The 14,793-nt window shown below is 62.1% G+C and carries 15 protein-coding genes; 3 read left to right on the forward strand and 12 right to left on the reverse strand.

Annotation, left to right across the window (positions count from 1 at the left end):
• Positions 1-21 precede the first annotated feature (21 nt).
• From mobF to JHC57_RS08020, 3 genes are read right to left on the reverse strand one after another with little or no spacing between them, the layout of a single operon-like run.
• Positions 22-3,093 carry a MobF family relaxase gene (gene mobF / locus JHC57_RS08010; protein ID WP_294029485.1) on the reverse strand — a complete coding sequence of 1,024 codons (3,072 nt, stop codon included), beginning with the start codon at positions 3,091-3,093 and terminating at the stop codon, positions 22-24.
• 3 nt (positions 3,094-3,096) lie between these two features.
• On the reverse strand, positions 3,097-5,415 hold the full coding sequence (locus JHC57_RS08015) for a type IV secretion system DNA-binding domain-containing protein (protein WP_294029486.1): 2,319 nt from the start codon (positions 5,413-5,415) through the stop codon (positions 3,097-3,099).
• Positions 5,402-5,695: a ribbon-helix-helix protein, CopG family gene (locus JHC57_RS08020; RefSeq protein ID WP_294029487.1), complete on the reverse strand. Its 294-nt coding sequence runs from the start codon at positions 5,693-5,695 to the stop codon at positions 5,402-5,404. The genes JHC57_RS08015 and JHC57_RS08020 overlap by 14 nt, the downstream gene beginning before the upstream one ends.
• Before the next feature lie 444 nt (positions 5,696-6,139).
• On the opposite strand from JHC57_RS08020, the gene JHC57_RS08025 reads away from it, so the two are divergent.
• A complete protein-coding gene (locus JHC57_RS08025) occupies positions 6,140-6,364 on the forward strand; it encodes a DUF6437 family protein (protein WP_294029488.1) in 225 nt (74 codons plus the stop codon).
• Positions 6,365-6,500: 136 nt separating this feature from the next.
• On the opposite strand, the gene JHC57_RS08030 is transcribed toward JHC57_RS08025, so the two are convergent.
• From JHC57_RS08030 to JHC57_RS08050, 5 genes are all read right to left on the reverse strand, one after another.
• A complete protein-coding gene (locus tag JHC57_RS08030) occupies positions 6,501-6,725 on the reverse strand; it encodes a hypothetical protein (protein ID WP_294029489.1) in 225 nt (74 codons plus the stop codon).
• 66 nt (positions 6,726-6,791) lie between these two features.
• Complete coding sequence (locus JHC57_RS08035) at positions 6,792-7,859, reverse strand: DUF2493 domain-containing protein (RefSeq protein ID WP_294029490.1); 1,068 nt, start codon at positions 7,857-7,859, stop codon at positions 6,792-6,794.
• A 72-nt stretch (positions 7,860-7,931) separates the two neighbouring features.
• Positions 7,932-8,459, reverse strand: a complete 528-nt coding sequence (locus JHC57_RS08040) for a DUF736 domain-containing protein (protein ID WP_294029491.1) — start codon at positions 8,457-8,459, stop codon at positions 7,932-7,934.
• 808 nt (positions 8,460-9,267) lie between these two features.
• Positions 9,268-9,582 carry a hypothetical protein gene (locus JHC57_RS08045; protein ID WP_294029492.1) on the reverse strand — a complete coding sequence of 105 codons (315 nt, stop codon included), beginning with the start codon at positions 9,580-9,582 and terminating at the stop codon, positions 9,268-9,270.
• Between the two features lie 177 nt (positions 9,583-9,759).
• Positions 9,760-10,245 carry a hypothetical protein gene (locus JHC57_RS08050; protein ID WP_294029493.1) on the reverse strand — a complete coding sequence of 162 codons (486 nt, stop codon included), beginning with the start codon at positions 10,243-10,245 and terminating at the stop codon, positions 9,760-9,762.
• A 139-nt stretch (positions 10,246-10,384) separates the two neighbouring features.
• On the opposite strand from JHC57_RS08050, the gene JHC57_RS08055 reads away from it, so the two are divergent.
• A complete protein-coding gene (locus JHC57_RS08055; RefSeq protein ID WP_294029494.1) occupies positions 10,385-10,585 on the forward strand; it encodes a helix-turn-helix transcriptional regulator in 201 nt (66 codons plus the stop codon).
• A gap of 26 nt (positions 10,586-10,611) precedes the next feature.
• Here the strand turns inward: JHC57_RS08055 and JHC57_RS08060 are convergent, their stop codons facing one another.
• The 4 genes from JHC57_RS08060 to JHC57_RS08075 form a co-directional block, all read right to left on the reverse strand.
• Complete coding sequence (locus tag JHC57_RS08060; RefSeq protein WP_294029495.1) at positions 10,612-11,511, reverse strand: hypothetical protein; 900 nt, start codon at positions 11,509-11,511, stop codon at positions 10,612-10,614.
• 359 nt (positions 11,512-11,870) lie between these two features.
• Positions 11,871-12,680: a hypothetical protein gene (locus tag JHC57_RS08065; RefSeq protein ID WP_294029496.1), complete on the reverse strand. Its 810-nt coding sequence runs from the start codon at positions 12,678-12,680 to the stop codon at positions 11,871-11,873.
• 64 nt (positions 12,681-12,744) lie between these two features.
• On the reverse strand, positions 12,745-13,260 hold the full coding sequence (locus JHC57_RS08070) for a hypothetical protein (RefSeq protein ID WP_294029497.1): 516 nt from the start codon (positions 13,258-13,260) through the stop codon (positions 12,745-12,747).
• 96 nt (positions 13,261-13,356) lie between these two features.
• The gene (locus JHC57_RS08075) at positions 13,357-13,479 is read right to left on the reverse strand and encodes a DUF3768 domain-containing protein (protein WP_366928534.1); all 123 of its coding nucleotides are present in this window, start codon (positions 13,477-13,479) and stop codon (positions 13,357-13,359) included.
• A 35-nt stretch (positions 13,480-13,514) separates the two neighbouring features.
• Here JHC57_RS08075 and JHC57_RS08080 point away from each other — a divergent pair, with 35 nt between their 5' ends.
• Entirely contained in the window at positions 13,515-14,666 is a 1,152-nt protein-coding gene (locus tag JHC57_RS08080) for an IS110 family transposase (protein WP_011950467.1), read from the forward strand.
• Positions 14,667-14,793 lie beyond the last annotated feature (127 nt).

Below are 14,793 nucleotides of genomic sequence, written 5' to 3' on the forward strand. Positions count from 1 at the left end.
CGCTGCCCGCATCTGTCCATGTCAGAGGTCCAGCCCAAGGCTGCGCTCGGGCAGCGGCAAGGTCGGCGCCGGCGCCTTGCCGTCCCTGCCCGGATCGGGCGCTTTAAGGCTGGGTCCGTCCGATGCCATCGGTTTTGGGATAGGCGGCGGGGCAGGCTCATCTGAGGGCCACTCTCCGCCCCCCGGCGGTCGGTCCAGTTCGGGCGGCAGTGTTGGTGGCGGTGTCGAGGGACCGGACGCAAGGCCTCCTTGCGAGGCGCCGCCCGGTCCCAGGCCCCTGTTCTCCACCGACAGCCGTCCCGTCGTTTCAAGCGCAGAAGTTTTGTCGCCGGTATTTCTGCTTAGCGCTGCGGCGAGCTTCTCCTTGTCGTCGACCACCATATGGAGCTCGAAACGGACACGCGTGACCGCGACATTGAACAGTCGCTGGTTCGACAGGTTGCGCTCGTGGGACGACATGACGGCGATCGCATTGTCGACCGTGATTCCTTGCGCCATGTGCATATTCAGACTGTAGGCAAGGTCGATGCGGCCCAGCATCGGGTCGCCTGCGTCGAGCCTGATCTCCTGACGGCTCGCCGTCTCGACGACGACGGAGTTCCCGTCGATTGCGACGATCCGGGCCAGTGCGCTGTTGTGCAAGCCGCGGTCCTTGTCATTGGCGGTCCAGCGTATCTTGTCGCCCGCCTGGATACGGATTTCCTTCTTCTGCGCCATGCTCAGCCGGTCATCCTTGAGGCGCGCGGGAATCCGGGAAGGATCGAACCGATGTTTGCGCCTGCCCTCCGACACTTCGATCCGGCCGTTCGCAAGCTGCCGTTCGATTGTGTAGAGGCCGCGCGAGAGCCCGATCTCTGGAACGCGCGCGGCCACCTCAAGCATGAGACCGGGCGTATAGTTCGCGGCATAGCGCAGCTCTTCGCGCGTGAGATTGTTCCTTTCGAGAACCGTAAGATTGACGGCCGGACCCGAGAGGGTTCCCTCGGCGGCAAGCCCTTCCTGGATCAGTCGATTGAGCTCGGCGCGGGTCTCCCGCCCCGATGCGAACACCGCCGTTTGCTCCCTTGCCGCCGGGTCGAGCGTGAGCCACATCTCCGCCGCCCTTGCGACGTGCTCCTTATCCTCTATCACCTTGTCACCCAATGTTTCCATAGCGCGGCGTGGCTGACCGATATTGGCCAGGGCTGCGACGGTGCGAAGTTCCGGCGTCTGCTGGCGCAGATTCTGATCCATGCGTGCCATCGTCGCCCCGCCGGCCTGAACAAGCGCGAAGGCCTTGCCGGCATCGATCGCGGAAAGCTGTTTTCTGTCGCCGACCAGCGCGAGCCGGTCGACGCCAAGCAAGTTGGCGACTTCGTGAAGGCGCAGCATCTGATCGTTGGAGACCATCGATCCTTCGTCGAGCACGAGGACTGTGTCCTTCATCGCGTCTCGCGCTGCGTCGAACGCGGGGCCTGCAGGTTGCCGCAGGTGCCTGCCATGTTCGATCAGAAAGGCGGCGACGGTGCGCGCCTCTATTCCCGCGCCGCTACTCAAATCCTGGACCATCTTGTTCTGGAAGGCGAGGCCTAGCACGGTCTTACCTTGGGCTTCCGCGACCCGGGCCACCGCGCGAAGCATCGTCGACTTCCCGGCTCCGGCATTCCCCTGCACCGTCACCATGCGATCCTCGCTGGACAGGATCATCGTGGCGGCCGCGAGCTGCCCCCGGTTGAGCGGCGGCTGCGCCTGGTCCTGAAGCAGTGCGGGCGCCGCAGCGGCGGCCACGATCACCCTCCCCTCACCGCGGCCGCGCTCCATCTCCGACAGGATCTTCATTTCGGTCGCGAGCGCCTCAGCGGTCGTCACGGCATCGATCGTGCCATCATGACGCGCGACGCCGGGAATGAGCGTGCCCCGCTCCATGAGCTGCTCTATCCGGCTTTCGACCGCGTCGATGGTCACACCCTTCAGCCCGAGATCCAGAGCGGCCTTCGACAGGCGATGGCGGTCGAAAGCCGCCTCGCGCTGGGAGAGGATGCGCACGGCGGACGCGACCGCGATTTGCGCGCGCGCGGTTGAGGGGAGCTGTACGAGGCGGGCGAGACCTCGGTCCACGAGGGGATCGTCGGGCCGCAACAGTTCGCCAACTTTGGTCATGGCGCCTGAAATGGCGGCGTTGACCGCCTCGAACCCGCGCGCGAGGATACCGCGGTCGGTCCGCTCCGCGCTGCGCTCGAGCGCGGCGGACAGCAGCTGCGCACCGGTGAATCCCATCGCGCGGGCCTTGTCCTTCCATTCCTCGTGCAATCCGGGCCGATCGGCGACGTTGAGCTTGGGGTCGCGGGTCGTGATCGTCACCGCGTTGCGCCCTTCCGGTGTCCGAATTCCCAGTTCTGCGGCTTTCTCCAGTATTACGGCCCGGCGCTGGCTGAAGGCGGCGATTACATCCTTCGCGACGCCGGCGATCTCGAACATGCCGTGCTTGCCGCTGGTTTCGATCCGATAGCCCAGCTGCTCGATACGATCGCGCAAGTTGGCGCGGTAGACCGAGCCGATCACGGTGTTGTGACGCCAAATGGCGCCATTGTGCAACGCCTGCCACTTTCCGTCGGGCATGCGGGTGAGGTTCTTGATGACGGCATGGATATGGCCCTGCGGATCGAGCGCACGGCTCGTGTCATGCGCGAAAAGCGCATAGACGAGGTTGCCGGTCCGGATCGGCACCTTACGGCCTTCAATATCCTTGCGCCCTTCGGCGAGATTCTTCTCGACCCAGCGCATCGTATCGCGCACCGCAGCCATGTTGGCGTCCAGTATCCGGCGGTCTCCCGCGACATAGGCCATGATCGAGGCCGACTTCGGCATGGAGAAGGTCAGATCCATCCCCGGCTGGCGGTTCTCGACCTGTCCAACCTTTTCGCCATCAGGCAATTCGCCGTTCAACAGCTTCTCGAACGCATCCTTGTCGACAGGTCCGTCAAGACCGAGCGCATCGGCGCCCTCCCCGCCCCAGGCACTGGCTTCGGCCGCTCCTTCGGCGGTATAATAGTCATCTTTCGTGAAATACTCGGCGCTGCCAGCCGCCGAGCGGATGGAACTCATCGAGAGCATGGCTCACAGACCCACATCGAAATCGTCGCGGTCGGCCTCTCGTTCACTGCCATAATCTTCACGCAGTTCGCGCAGTGTCTGGTCCTCTACCTCGGTTGAACGCATGGGAGCGATGCGCTCATCGCGCGCCCGATCGCCTCGCACGGCAGCGCCATCGGCTTCTGTCTGGCGGTTGTCCGGACCTTCCCGCGTCGTGCTTGTGGCACGATTTACGACATTGCCGTCGGCATCACGCAGGATCCCGGCAGCATTCGCGGTGTGCCGTGTCTCTTCCGGTTCGTTGTTGAGGATGTTAGCGGCAAGGTCGCGGGCGATATTGAGAGGCTCGGCGGTTGGATCCGCCATCTGGACCGCGCCGTCGCGGCCGCCGGCCTCGCTATCGCCCTCGTCGTGGAAGACGGCTTCAGCGCGACGCGAGCGCACTGGTTGTATGTTCGGGCGTGCAAGGAAACCTTCGGCCACGATCGGGTAGTTGCGCCATTCGAGTTCGATGCGCGCGGCCGGGAAGCCGTCAGGGAATTTGACATAGCCGCACATCGAGGGAAGGTTGGTTATGTCGTCGGCGATGACCAGCGGCTCGATCTGCTTTCGCGGCGTAAGGGTCGAGGCGTCACGCGTCTGATTATAGCCATAGCTATAAGCCTCATCCATCTGCCTGACCTCGCGGCTTCCTATATATTGCGAGCATTCTTCGGCGGTCTTGATCTCTCCGGTTGCCAGGATCAGCTTGGTCCGCGCGAGGGAGGCGAGGTTTCGGGCGCCTTCCTCGCCATAGACCTCGACAAGTTTCTGGAAGCTGTGCAGCCCGAGGATCATCGCGCCGCCGAAGTTGCGCGCTGTCTGCAAGCCTTTCTCGATTGCTGGCAGGCGGTGCAGCGCGCCGACCTCATCGAACATGAACCAGGTGCGCAGCGAGCGTGTGCGCGGCATCGTCATCAAGCTGGTGATCGCGAGGTTCATCCACAGCGTCAGTAGCGGTCTGTTCAAATCCATGTCGTCGTAGCTGGACGTCACGAAAAGGATGGCACCGGGCTGCTTCTCGGCGGTCATCCAGCGCCGGATCGAGAATGGTTCGCCTTCGTCCGGGAGGAAGCGGAGGACCTGCGCGTTGGTATTGAACACGGCGCGAATCGACTCCGCCATTCGGGCGGCTTCGGGTGCCGTCAGGGGGTCGGCGATGGTGTTGACCAGATAGCGATGGACACGCTTGAGATCGGCGGTCATCAGATTTTCCGAGAGGGCGAGATTGGTCCCCTGTCCCCGCTCCTGAAGACGCACGCACATCTCGATGAAGAGGGTGCGTGCCGCCAGCGCCCAGAACGGTTCTGAGGAGCCGCCATCGGCCGGAATCAGCGCAGCAGCAGCCGAGGTGAAGTGGCTGTAACTTGAGCAGTCGTTGAAGATCGACCATGCGGGGCAGCGCTGGTCCATGGGGTTCAGGATGGTGTCCCGTTCGGGATCGTAGAACGCTTCGACATAGGCACCGGTCAGGTCGAATATGACGGCGTTGTCGTCGCGCTGGCGCATCTGCCGCACGAGATTTCTGAGTTCGGTGGTCTTGCCCGCGCCGGTCGTTCCGATCAGCATCGCATGCGATTGTTCGAGGCGGTGCGGCCAAGGAACGCCGGCCAGCGAATAGGGGTGATGGATTCCTCCCGCCTTGCGTTCCGCAAAGGGCATCGCGAGGACATCCGCAGGCGTCCGATCGGGAAAGAGTTCGCGCGCTTCCGTTTCAAAGCGCGCCCGATTGTGCGCAACGACTTCGGCGTGAAGGAGGCCGAAGTCGACCAGCATGGCGCCGCGCTCGTGGCGTTCCTGAAGGATCGTCTTGCCCCGCCGACGGGATAGGTCGACGAACCAGATTCCAAGCGGGATTGCCGCGAATGTAGCGACCAGGATTGCACCCAAGATGCCGCGCAGCGCCTTGGCCCAGGCTGCCTCCACCTGAGGTACGGACTGTACGATGGCCATCACCGTGTAACGGATGCTGCCGTCCGGCAGTTCGAGATTCACCCGCTTCATCGGATCGAACTCGACCCAGTCCCACAGAAACGCGTAAATCTTCATGAGAATGAGCTGGATCTCGTGCTCTGCTAAGGTGAAAGCCAGGATCAGCGAATAGGCGAGTGCAAATACAAGGAACCAGACGAGGAAGGGCAGTTTGGCGCCCGCGAGGAACATCAGGACTTCGTGCGTGAGGAGCTGTGATCCGCGTGTGAAGTTCCCCGAGTTGCGTTGCACTTTCCCGCGCGCGGAATGGTGCGTGAGAGGGACAGCCCGCCCGTCGCTGCGAATGTCGATCCGCTTGTCAGGAAGCGCCATGATAGCGCTCCACCCTGCGCGGTGTTTCCTCGACCAGCCGGTCGCGGTACTCCGGGAATTGCTCGCGGATGATGACGTCGATCGCCATCTGCATATATTCGGCGATGTGCGCCAGTCGGCGTTGGCTCGAGCCGATTTGCTCGGCCGCGTCGGCATAGGCGCGCAGGGCCATGCGCATGGCCGCGGCGCGGGTAATCCCTTCCTGGGCCGCGATACGATCGAAGCGCTCTGGCAGCTCCGCCTCGATGCGGAGAGAAGTTTGGACGAAGGTATGTCGCACGACAGCCCCCTTGCGGTTGGGGCTGGGGGGATCTCAAGAAGGCCTCCATACTAGACGTGTTAGCGCTTGTCGGCAACGAAAACGCATCCCGGCTTGCGCATCCCGCTGCATCCCGCAAAAACGGCGGATAACAGCCAAATCATGTTGGCTGGCCACTGCGCATCCCGTCGGGATGCGCTCGGCTTCGAAAATATTTCGTTGCGAAACAACGGGTTAACCATGCACCTTGGTGCATAAGGTGTGCAAAGAAATGCTGTGCGTGGGCGGGTGGTGCATGGTCGTGGCCCGATCCGGGCCGATCGGGGCGGTTTCCGGCTTCCGGCGGGGCGCGATGCGGCCGCAGGCCGTCCAAAGCGGGACCATGGCGACGTTGCGCCTGAAGTCGCGTGCGCTATGGTGGCGGACGGCAAACGGGAATGGTCGAAACTGTGAAAGGAGTCGAGCATGGCCCGAAAAGGACCGAGCAATCTGGAGGCATTGGCGCGTCTTGCGAGCGAGCGGGCGAAGCTGGAAGCGCGGGAACGGGATATCATACAGCGTGTGGGTGAAGAGTTGGGCACGGTGATAGTCGAGGCCGGATTGGCCGATATCACGCGAGCCGAGTTCGCCCCGATCGCACAGCGGATCGCCGCGCTGGGCGTTGCGGAAGCTGCGCGGCGTCTTGCCTGATCGCGGTGGGGTTTTTCCGCAAAAGAAAAGGCCGGACGGCGTAAGCCGTCCGGCCCAAAATTCCGGGCACGACCGAGACGAAACCTATGCTGGAAGCCCCGCCCCAAGCGCGGCCGGCCCAAGCCGGCCGCTGGGGTCAAATTGCATAGCCCAGGTCGCGAAAGTGTGCGATCCAATCGGCATCCTGCCAACCCTCTCCCGCGCGATTTTCGACGGTAAGAGGGCATTCGTCGCTGAGAAGTTCGTGCAGCATTTCCTGTTGGCTGAGAGGTTTGCCATCGCTGGCTGATCGGAGAAGTTCGCGTAGTATCTCCAGCTGGCTGAACGGCTCGGCATCACCGGTCGAGGTTTCTTCAGTCATGGTGGTGAACTCCTTCGGCGGGGAAGCGGCCAGCCTTTTGGCTGGCCGCCCGGTTGCATGGGCCAGTCAGGCCCATTGGCGCGGTTGATCGGGGACGATCAGGGGTTCGCGGTCGCGACTGGTGAAGTGCCGTCCTTCGGCGCGCGTTTCGGTAACGGTGCGCGGGCCTTGTCCACCATTCTGTTCGTTCTTTCGCAGGATATGCAAAGGGACGTTTCGGGCGCGCAGCTTGCGGGCGAGGTCCACCTGCACATGGGTGTTTTCGCCGATAAGGGCTTCGGCGAATTTGGTGCGGTTCCATTGTTCGTTGCGATAGAAGGCGGCTCGGCTTCCCATATCCTTCTTCAAGCGCCAAAGGACGATGGGAATACCCCTGTTGGCGGCCCAGTCGCTCGCGATCTGTTCGATGCCTGTCCAGCGCGCGCCGGTGTGGAGCGCCATATTGGGATAGCGTTCGCGGATGGCGTCGAGACGCTGGAAAACCATGTCGCAATCTTCCCAGGGTCCGCCGGAGACGAGGATGTTGACGCCTTTGGGGTTGTGCTCGAAATGCTTTTCGGCTTCGCGCGCCTTGAGCCAGTCGATTGCCTCGATCTGCGAGGCGGACAGGGGGCCGCTGGTGCGGCTGCCGCGCGTAGTGTTGAAGGGCCGTCCGGTTTCGATGCGGTAGACTTCGCCCGCGTGGTCGCGCATCGCTTCGAGGGCGGCGCGTGCTTCGGCAAGCGACTGGCAAAGCTGCTGCTGTTCCTCGACCTGACTTTGATAGACTTCGCTTGGGTCGAAGGCGCGGGCGAGGTCGCCAAGTTCCTGCGCTGCCTGATCTTCGGCGCGGTCGATCCGTCCGGCGACGACATGGAAGGAATTGACGAATCCCCATGCGAGGGATTGGGCGTATTCTTCCAGCCGCGACTCTTGGGTGAGGCGGAAGATGGCTGAGATGATTTCTTCGATGCAGAGGCGCGCCTGTTCGGGGTCTGGCATTTCGGCGTCGGTGGGTTCCGCCGCGATTGACAGGCGCGATTCGACGATGGTTTCGGTAAAGCCGTGCTCGAAATTGTCGGCGCTGGTGAGGCTCGCATAGACTTCTGCGAAGTCGGTAAAGCTGCTAAAAGATTGTGATTTCGTTCGTGCCATGGGTTCGACTCCGAATGGCTGGCAGGGGCGAAATGGGCCGGAGTGCTTCCATCACTCCGGCCCGATCGCTTTTCAGATGGCGGCTTCCTCCGTATTTGCCTTGGTGGCCTTGCCGCGACGGCTGGCGGCGTCATTGGCGCTGCCAAGGTCTGCGGGAGCGCCCGCCGGGATGGGGGGCAGTCCACCGTTGGGCGCGGTGCTTTCGCCAAGTCCGTCATCGGATTGCTGGCCGGGTTCGTGCTCGCCCATGTCGGCGCTGTTGATCGTGGCGCGGCGCGCGGGTGCCGGTTCGTCCCACGACACATTGAAGCTGCCGTCATCTTGCCGGAAAAGCTTGATATAGTAGCGTTTCCCGTCAGTCTTGGGAGGGATGATGGAACCCTGATAGAAAATCAGGCCGGTTTCGCGTCCCGCCTGCTCGAACAACGAGCCGAGCTTTGCCCATTCGCGCGAAGGGTTCATGCCCATGACGTCACAGACGGGCGAACGCTCCTTGGTGCGCGTGACGGAGGCCAGATAGATGGTGACGGAAAAGTCCGGGTGAACGAGACGGCCGGTAAAGACGCCATCGTCGTTGCGCTTGAGATTGCCGATATTCATAGCTCTTACTCCGAATGTCCGGCGCTTCCATCGCCGGGGGGTTGGTGCCGTCCGGGGCGTCTCCCCTTCCGACGCCTTCCTTTTACAAGAGGCGGAGAAATCGGTCTATCATATTGTTTTCTTGACAGAAATTCATCGTGCATGGTGAACCTGAGCCTGAACCGGGAGCGTCAGCGACCCACGGAAAAACGCATTGCGAAGCAATTCTTGACTGATCGTCCGAAGACATGGCGAGGGCTGTCGTTCATCGCGCCCGGAGCCACCTTCGCCTGGGGCGCAAGTGTCGGGGGCCGGACGGGGGAGCAAGGGACGTCGCGCTGCGGCCTTTAGAAAATCTTGGAGAAAATGGGGGCTGCCGGCCCTCGCCCCGCGAACAACGTCGGCAGCCCCCATTTTCTCTTAGATTTTCTTGGCCGGAGGCAGCCCTTGCTCCCCCGGCCGGCCCCCGATACGCCGGCGACACTGGCGAGGGTGGCGCAGGGTGCGATGAACGACCGGGTCGAAGGACGATGCTGGCCGCGGCGTGCCGACGCGGCCAGCCCGGCAAGTAACGCGCGGTCCCGCCGGGACCGCTTCCCTTAGGAAGGCCTTTGGCCTTCGTGCGTCAGCGATCGTCACCCGAAGGGCCGAGACGCGCTCCGCGCGGCTCGGTGGAGCTTGGTGCCCGCGGCCGCGTAGCGGGCGTGGGCGTCAAGCGGAATAGAGCGCGGTCCCGTAGGGAGACGCCCCTCCCTTCACTCATTCTCTTACTATGGAAATGGCGGCCCTGATCCAACCGAGCCCAACACCGATAGCAAATGTGGGACGCCTATTCCTCGTCGGAGCCCAGATCCCGCCATTGGTAGAGTATGCGCTCGATTGAGGACTGGTGGCCGAATGCTTCAGGGTAGATTGCGCCGCCATGTTGTCCGAGGAAGGCGAACAAGGTGGCCATGTCGGCAGCGACAGCGCGATCGATTGCGAAGAGGTCTGCGATGTCGAATCCGCCCCAGTCTGCTCCGTTATGCCAGGCGAGTAGAAAGTTCGCGGCGCGCCGAGCTTGGCCGGTGTCGCTCGACGCAAGTTCGAACAACCTGTCCACGGCAGTGCGGGCCTCAGGTGGGATCATCGAGATGACGGTCATCTTTATGAGAACTCCTCCATGCCGGCGCCTGAGTCAATCGACACCCAAGTCGCGTGAAAGCATCAGGGTCGTCTTTACAGGTTCGGTTTCTTCCTACGCATTGATCGATGTGTGATCTTAGCGTCGATGTGCTCGATTTGTGGCGGGGAGCGTTTTCGGCGCGGTTAGTGCGCGCTGCTACCCGAGAACGTCGTCTCCAAGGATGAGTGCGGCTGCCCGATTGATCCCGTCCTCGTCGGAGGGGTCGAGAAACGTGGCATTGGGCGAGCGCTTCAGAACCGCCGATGCAAGTTGACCGCGCTCTTCGCCTTGCACGGGATAGGCGATGACGCGGCCGCTCTCGATGACCAACAGGGAGTGGCGCAGGCGTGAGCGAATTTCTTGCATGATCGCCGCATGGTCGACAAGTCTGGCAACCTCGAGTTCGAGACTAGCTGCGATGCGATGGCCGTCGGTACAGATGGCGGGGTGGGAGCATGCAATCCTTGCGTCGACCAACGCCTGGTCGAGTGCCCCGGTTGCCCGCAAACGGATTGCCCCGTCGGAGGCATGATTGTCGGCCGCGAATGCCTGTTCTCCATCGATCCAGATCTGCGCTGCGAACCGTGGCAACTGGCTGTCGGCATCGATAGTGAGCTGCAATGCGCGAAGTTCAATGTTCATGAGCGGCTCCCGAGGATGGCCTCGCATCACCGTGACAATTGCGACACCTATCGATGCGTGCAAGACGATTCGGAACGATCGTTCCTAGAACGATCATTCCGATGATGTTTCCCCTTCGCTCATGGATCTCAAGGAGATCATGGCGAGGAATCTGCGTCGGTTACGTCATGACAAACAACTGACGCAGGAGGAGCTTGCCGATCGGGCGGGCATCAGTGCGCGATATATCGGCGCGATCGAGCGAGCGGCGGTTTCGGCCAGCGTGACTATATTGGGCCAGATCGCGGTTGCCCTTGGGATAGAACCCGCCGACTTGCTGCGAAGCGAGAAAGAAGAATAGCAACGGCTGTGCTGCACCGACCGGCGTTACGCCGATGCGGCTCGATCGGCCGGGTCCAGTGCCTGCAGCGTGCATGGGACGGCATGGAAGCGATCGAGCCAACTACCCATAGTCGGTCGCTCCTGCAGAGGAACCTGCGCCGCAGCGTCGAGAAAGGCGATAAGCTGCGTTGGCGTCTCGCGCGCTATGCGATCGACTTCCTCGACCGGGAGCAATCCTTCGGTGCGGATGAAGCTCGTCATCGAACCGGGCTTTGCTTCGCTGCCCCGCAATCCCTTGGTGGTCGATCGCCAGAGCCCTTCACACGTGCGCAGACGGGGACGGGCGCGCGCTTCCATAAGCACGATCATTCGTAGATATTCCGCAGGGAGTGATCGCACTTCGTCGGGCTTCATGCCGGTGCAGAAGAAGCAGGAGCTTGCGACCGGCACGGGAAGGCCGGCGGACCGGATCCGATCCTTGCAGGCGTCCCTGTCCCATCCCCATTCGCGTAGCGGGTAGCGATAAGTGTAATGTTCATCGGAGTAGCCTTCAGCATGGGCGTAGCGCTGGCTGTCGCGGCGACCGCAGTCGAACCCTATTAGGCGCATAACCTTTTGGCCGCGCGCCCAGGCGCGTTGCGCCGGCGGCCAGACCTTGGTCCAAGCGTCCTGAGGCGCGACTTTCCACTTCAAACTGCATCGGCCAGAACCAAATGCGATCGACGGCAATGTGCCATTGGTCAGGCAGTTTTCGAGGAGGTCGTGATAGGGCGGCCAGTGTTTGAAACGCTTGGGCTGATAGCGGACCATCTCGTTCGGGATACCGCGCTGATCCATCCATGCTCGGAAGATTGGGATGAACGCCAGCGTCTCCGGGCGCTCCGGCATCTGTGCGATGAGGACCATATCGATCGGGTCGCCGCGCGCGTGCATTTCGATGATCATTGCGGTCGAATCAACTCCAGCTCCCCAAGCGACGACAACCGGCGGTCGTTGGGGGCAGGCGGAGGATGGAAGAGGCGTCGCCGTAGCGCTTGCCGCTGCCGCATGTTGGGGGACGTTCGTGAGAACGGTCATAACGATGCTCCGATTTCAGGATGGTCCCGCGCTTCCCCCCTCCACTTCCTCTTGCTCGGCTGTTTGACCTTCAAGGCGTGGAACAGAGAAGGCGCAAAGGCCTTTCCGCGAGTGCGCCGAGCGGGTCACGCACGGCGCCGATGAGAGGCCATGAGTGCTGGGACGTTTAGTGCGCCTGCACCGGGGAAAATGAGGACGGCGAAACGTGATGGGCGGATCGCGCAGGCCTAGGTGATTGCGCCGGGCTTGTTGGCGCGCAGCGCGCGAAGAAAGACATCGCGGATCGGACAATGTTGCCGCAGCAGGTCGAGACCGTCTGGTTGCGCCATTATGCGATCCAGCAAGAACGAGATGATCGCACCCGCCATGTCGAGCGCCCCTTTCGATTCTGGTGTTTGGACGGTTAGGGCGAGTTTGAGTTCCTCAATCCACGCCCACAGGTGGGCTTTGGGCGCGCCAGTCGTGAGATCGTTGCGATCGAGGACCGAAGCGAACGGCAAAGCTGAGTTCGCACGAAGCTGGTCGCGCACCTGGAGACCGATTTCGGTGACAGGTATATAGCAGTCGAAGCCGTCGCCGGTTTGTGAGGACAGGCGCTGGCGTGCTTCGTTGCGAGACCCTGGAGCACGGATGAGGGTCGCGCCGACATCTCGATAGTCGAGCGCAACGAAGCGTTCTTCCACAGGCAAGGTTACCGAATATAGACCGCGGCGCTGGATCAGGCCGTGAAGCCCGCGGGTCGGGTTGATTGTCGTAGCCGAGATGATGAGACTCTGCGCGACGCGAAGCCAGGTGCTTTCCGAGAATTGCGCGAGCGGTATGACGTACCGTGCGATGCGTGGCTCGCACTCGGCGAGCCGGCGGACGGCATCGATCGTCGAGTCTGTTCCGCAGGGCTCGATCGCGAATGCGAGGGAAAGTTCGGCACTCGTCAGTGCTACCCAGGAAGGCACGGAAGCGTGTGGGACCGAGGCGCCAGCTTCTCTTTCGCCTTTGTCGGTCGAAACGGTGACTGGTGGAATGGAACAGGCAAGCATCGCCGTGTCTCCTGTATGTGGGAGGTTGCCAGGTTCGCGGGCTTCGCATCGCGGGGAGCGACACTCAGAGCGCGGAGCCGTTCGAGCTGACGCCGGGAGACGAGCCTAGGATCGCACTGCCTGCTGGCGCGGGATCGAATTTCCTCGCCCCGCACCAGCAGGCGCAGTCGTTACCCGGCCCGCCATCGCAGATTGCGCAGGTGCGAAGATCTGCATCGGTTGCTAGCGTAGACAGATCTTCAGCTTGTGTGGCGAGGTTCGCCATCGCGGTTCGCTCGGCGAGAAATTCAGCAAGGCGTGCCGTGTCGTCGTGGTGCGGCGTCCACCGCGTGCAGGCACGTGCAAGTTGCCGCCAGATTTGGATTGGGAAGCAGTTGCCGGCGACCATATGGACGCTGCCGTCGCCGCAGCCGTTCGCCAGCAGTGCGCCGGGTGCGAGCGTAGCTTCGGGATCAAAGGTGAGAATGGCTGCGGCCTCGTATTCGACATCGCTGAGCACGAGCGTCAGCGAGGCGATATCGGTGACGAGGCCGGGCGCGTCTTCTGCACGCGCGCAAGGTTTTGCCGCAAAGTAGGGCATGGTTTGTTTCCTTCGGATTTGGCTGACGGACGACGGTCGACTCGCGAGCCGCCCGCATGATCGAAGTCTGGGGTTGCAGCGCAGTACTCGGCGTGCTCAGTCTTCGCCGTAGAGCATGATGGTAATGACGCGCACGGTGCGCGACGCGTCGGTCGGATCTTCCGAACCGTACTGCAGGCTCGGGTCATAATAGATCCTATGCAGATCGGTTTCGGCTATTCCGTTGAACCGTCAACTTTCGCGGAGAACGTCTCATGGAGAACCAGTCATCGGATTATTGCGTTCAGACCTCTGTCATTGTCAGCGTCGAACTCAGCAAACGCACTTGGCTTGTGGCATCGCTTACGCCAGGTGCGGCTAAGATCTCGCTGCGTACGATTCCCGCGGGCGACAGCGCAGCCCTACTCGGTCACCTTCGCAATCTCGAAAGCAAGACGGGCGAGCGTATTGGTAAGCCCGCCGCCATTCGCCTATGCTTCGAGATCGGCTATGATGGCTTCTGGCTGGCACGACTGTTGCGGGCAAATGGCATCGATACTTACGTTCTTGATCCTGCCAGCTTCCTTGTATCGCGCCGCGGCAAGCGCGTGAAGACTGACCGCATCGACGCCGAAGCCATGATCGGTATCCTCAAAGCCTATCTCGCAGGTGACAAAAGCGTGTGTCGTGTCGTGGATGTGCCAACGCCGGATGAGGAAGATGCGCGCCGAGTCATGCGCGAGCGTGGCGATCTTGTGCACGAGCGCACCCGGATTATTTCGCGAATTAGGGGACTACTGGCCTTACAAGGCATCCAGTCGGTCAAAGCGATCAGCGGCGGTGACTGGTCAAAGCAACTCGACGATATGCGTACCGGCGATGGACGGCTGCTGCCGCCAAACCTTCGTCGCCAGATTGAGCGGTGCTTCGGTCGCCTCGAGCTGCTCAATGAACAGATCAAAAGCATTGAACGCGACCGCGCCGATGTGGTTCTGGACGAAGCCTCGACGTTTCCGTGCCGCGAAAAAGCGATCCGTCTCGAGCAACTCAAGGGCATCGGTGCCAACAGCGCAGTGATGCTTGTTGCCGAGGTGTTTTGCCGCAAGTTTGAAAGCCGACGACACGTCGCTGCTTTTCTTGGGCTGGCCCCCGCGCCCTACGCGAGTGGAGACGTCTCACGCGATCAGGGCATTAGCAAGGCTGGCAACCACGGAACGCGCGTTCTGATGGTGGAGCTTGCGTGGTGTTGGCTACGATATCAGCCAAGCAGCGAGTTGGCGGTTTGGTATCGCAACCGCTTCAAGGGAAACGGCGGGCGCGCGGCCAAGGTCGGGATTGTGGCGCTCGCCCGAAAATTGCTAATCGCGCTTTGGCGCTTCGTGGAAACCGGACTGGTCCCGCAGGGCGCCGAGCTCCGCGCCGTCTGATGCCTATGTTGCAACAGGCTCAATAAGGCGACGCGGGTTGGTGCGATGCGTGACCGGGAAGATTGATGGCGCCTAGCCGCTCTTATGCACCAAGGGGTGTCTGAGCGGTAGGCGGGAGTAGCGTAAA

This window comes from Sphingopyxis sp. (genome assembly GCF_016463645.1).
In the GTDB taxonomy this organism is placed as follows: domain Bacteria; phylum Pseudomonadota; class Alphaproteobacteria; order Sphingomonadales; family Sphingomonadaceae; genus Sphingopyxis.

Excerpts from the sequence above, each read along its gene's own strand:
- JHC57_RS08065 (WP_294029496.1), bottom strand. The coding sequence starts at position 12,680 with ATGCTTGCCTGTTCCATTCCACCAGTCACCGTTTCGACCGACAAAGGC.
- JHC57_RS08070 (WP_294029497.1), bottom strand. The coding sequence starts at position 13,260 with ATGCCCTACTTTGCGGCAAAACCTTGCGCGCGTGCAGAAGACGCGCCC.
- JHC57_RS08035 (WP_294029490.1), bottom strand. The coding sequence starts at position 7,859 with ATGGCACGAACGAAATCACAATCTTTTAGCAGCTTTACCGACTTCGCA.
- JHC57_RS08055 (WP_294029494.1), top strand. The coding sequence starts at position 10,385 with ATGGCGAGGAATCTGCGTCGGTTACGTCATGACAAACAACTGACGCAG.
- JHC57_RS08025 (WP_294029488.1), top strand. The coding sequence starts at position 6,140 with ATGGCCCGAAAAGGACCGAGCAATCTGGAGGCATTGGCGCGTCTTGCG.
- JHC57_RS08040 (WP_294029491.1), bottom strand. The coding sequence starts at position 8,459 with ATGAATATCGGCAATCTCAAGCGCAACGACGATGGCGTCTTTACCGGC.
- JHC57_RS08045 (WP_294029492.1), bottom strand. The coding sequence starts at position 9,582 with ATGACCGTCATCTCGATGATCCCACCTGAGGCCCGCACTGCCGTGGAC.
- JHC57_RS08080 (WP_011950467.1), top strand. The coding sequence starts at position 13,515 with ATGGAGAACCAGTCATCGGATTATTGCGTTCAGACCTCTGTCATTGTC.
- JHC57_RS08050 (WP_294029493.1), bottom strand. The coding sequence starts at position 10,245 with ATGAACATTGAACTTCGCGCATTGCAGCTCACTATCGATGCCGACAGC.
- mobF (WP_294029485.1), bottom strand. The coding sequence starts at position 3,093 with ATGCTCTCGATGAGTTCCATCCGCTCGGCGGCTGGCAGCGCCGAGTAT.
- JHC57_RS08030 (WP_294029489.1), bottom strand. The coding sequence starts at position 6,725 with ATGACTGAAGAAACCTCGACCGGTGATGCCGAGCCGTTCAGCCAGCTG.
- JHC57_RS08015 (WP_294029486.1), bottom strand. The coding sequence starts at position 5,415 with ATGGCGCTTCCTGACAAGCGGATCGACATTCGCAGCGACGGGCGGGCT.
- JHC57_RS08060 (WP_294029495.1), bottom strand. The coding sequence starts at position 11,511 with ATGATCATCGAAATGCACGCGCGCGGCGACCCGATCGATATGGTCCTC.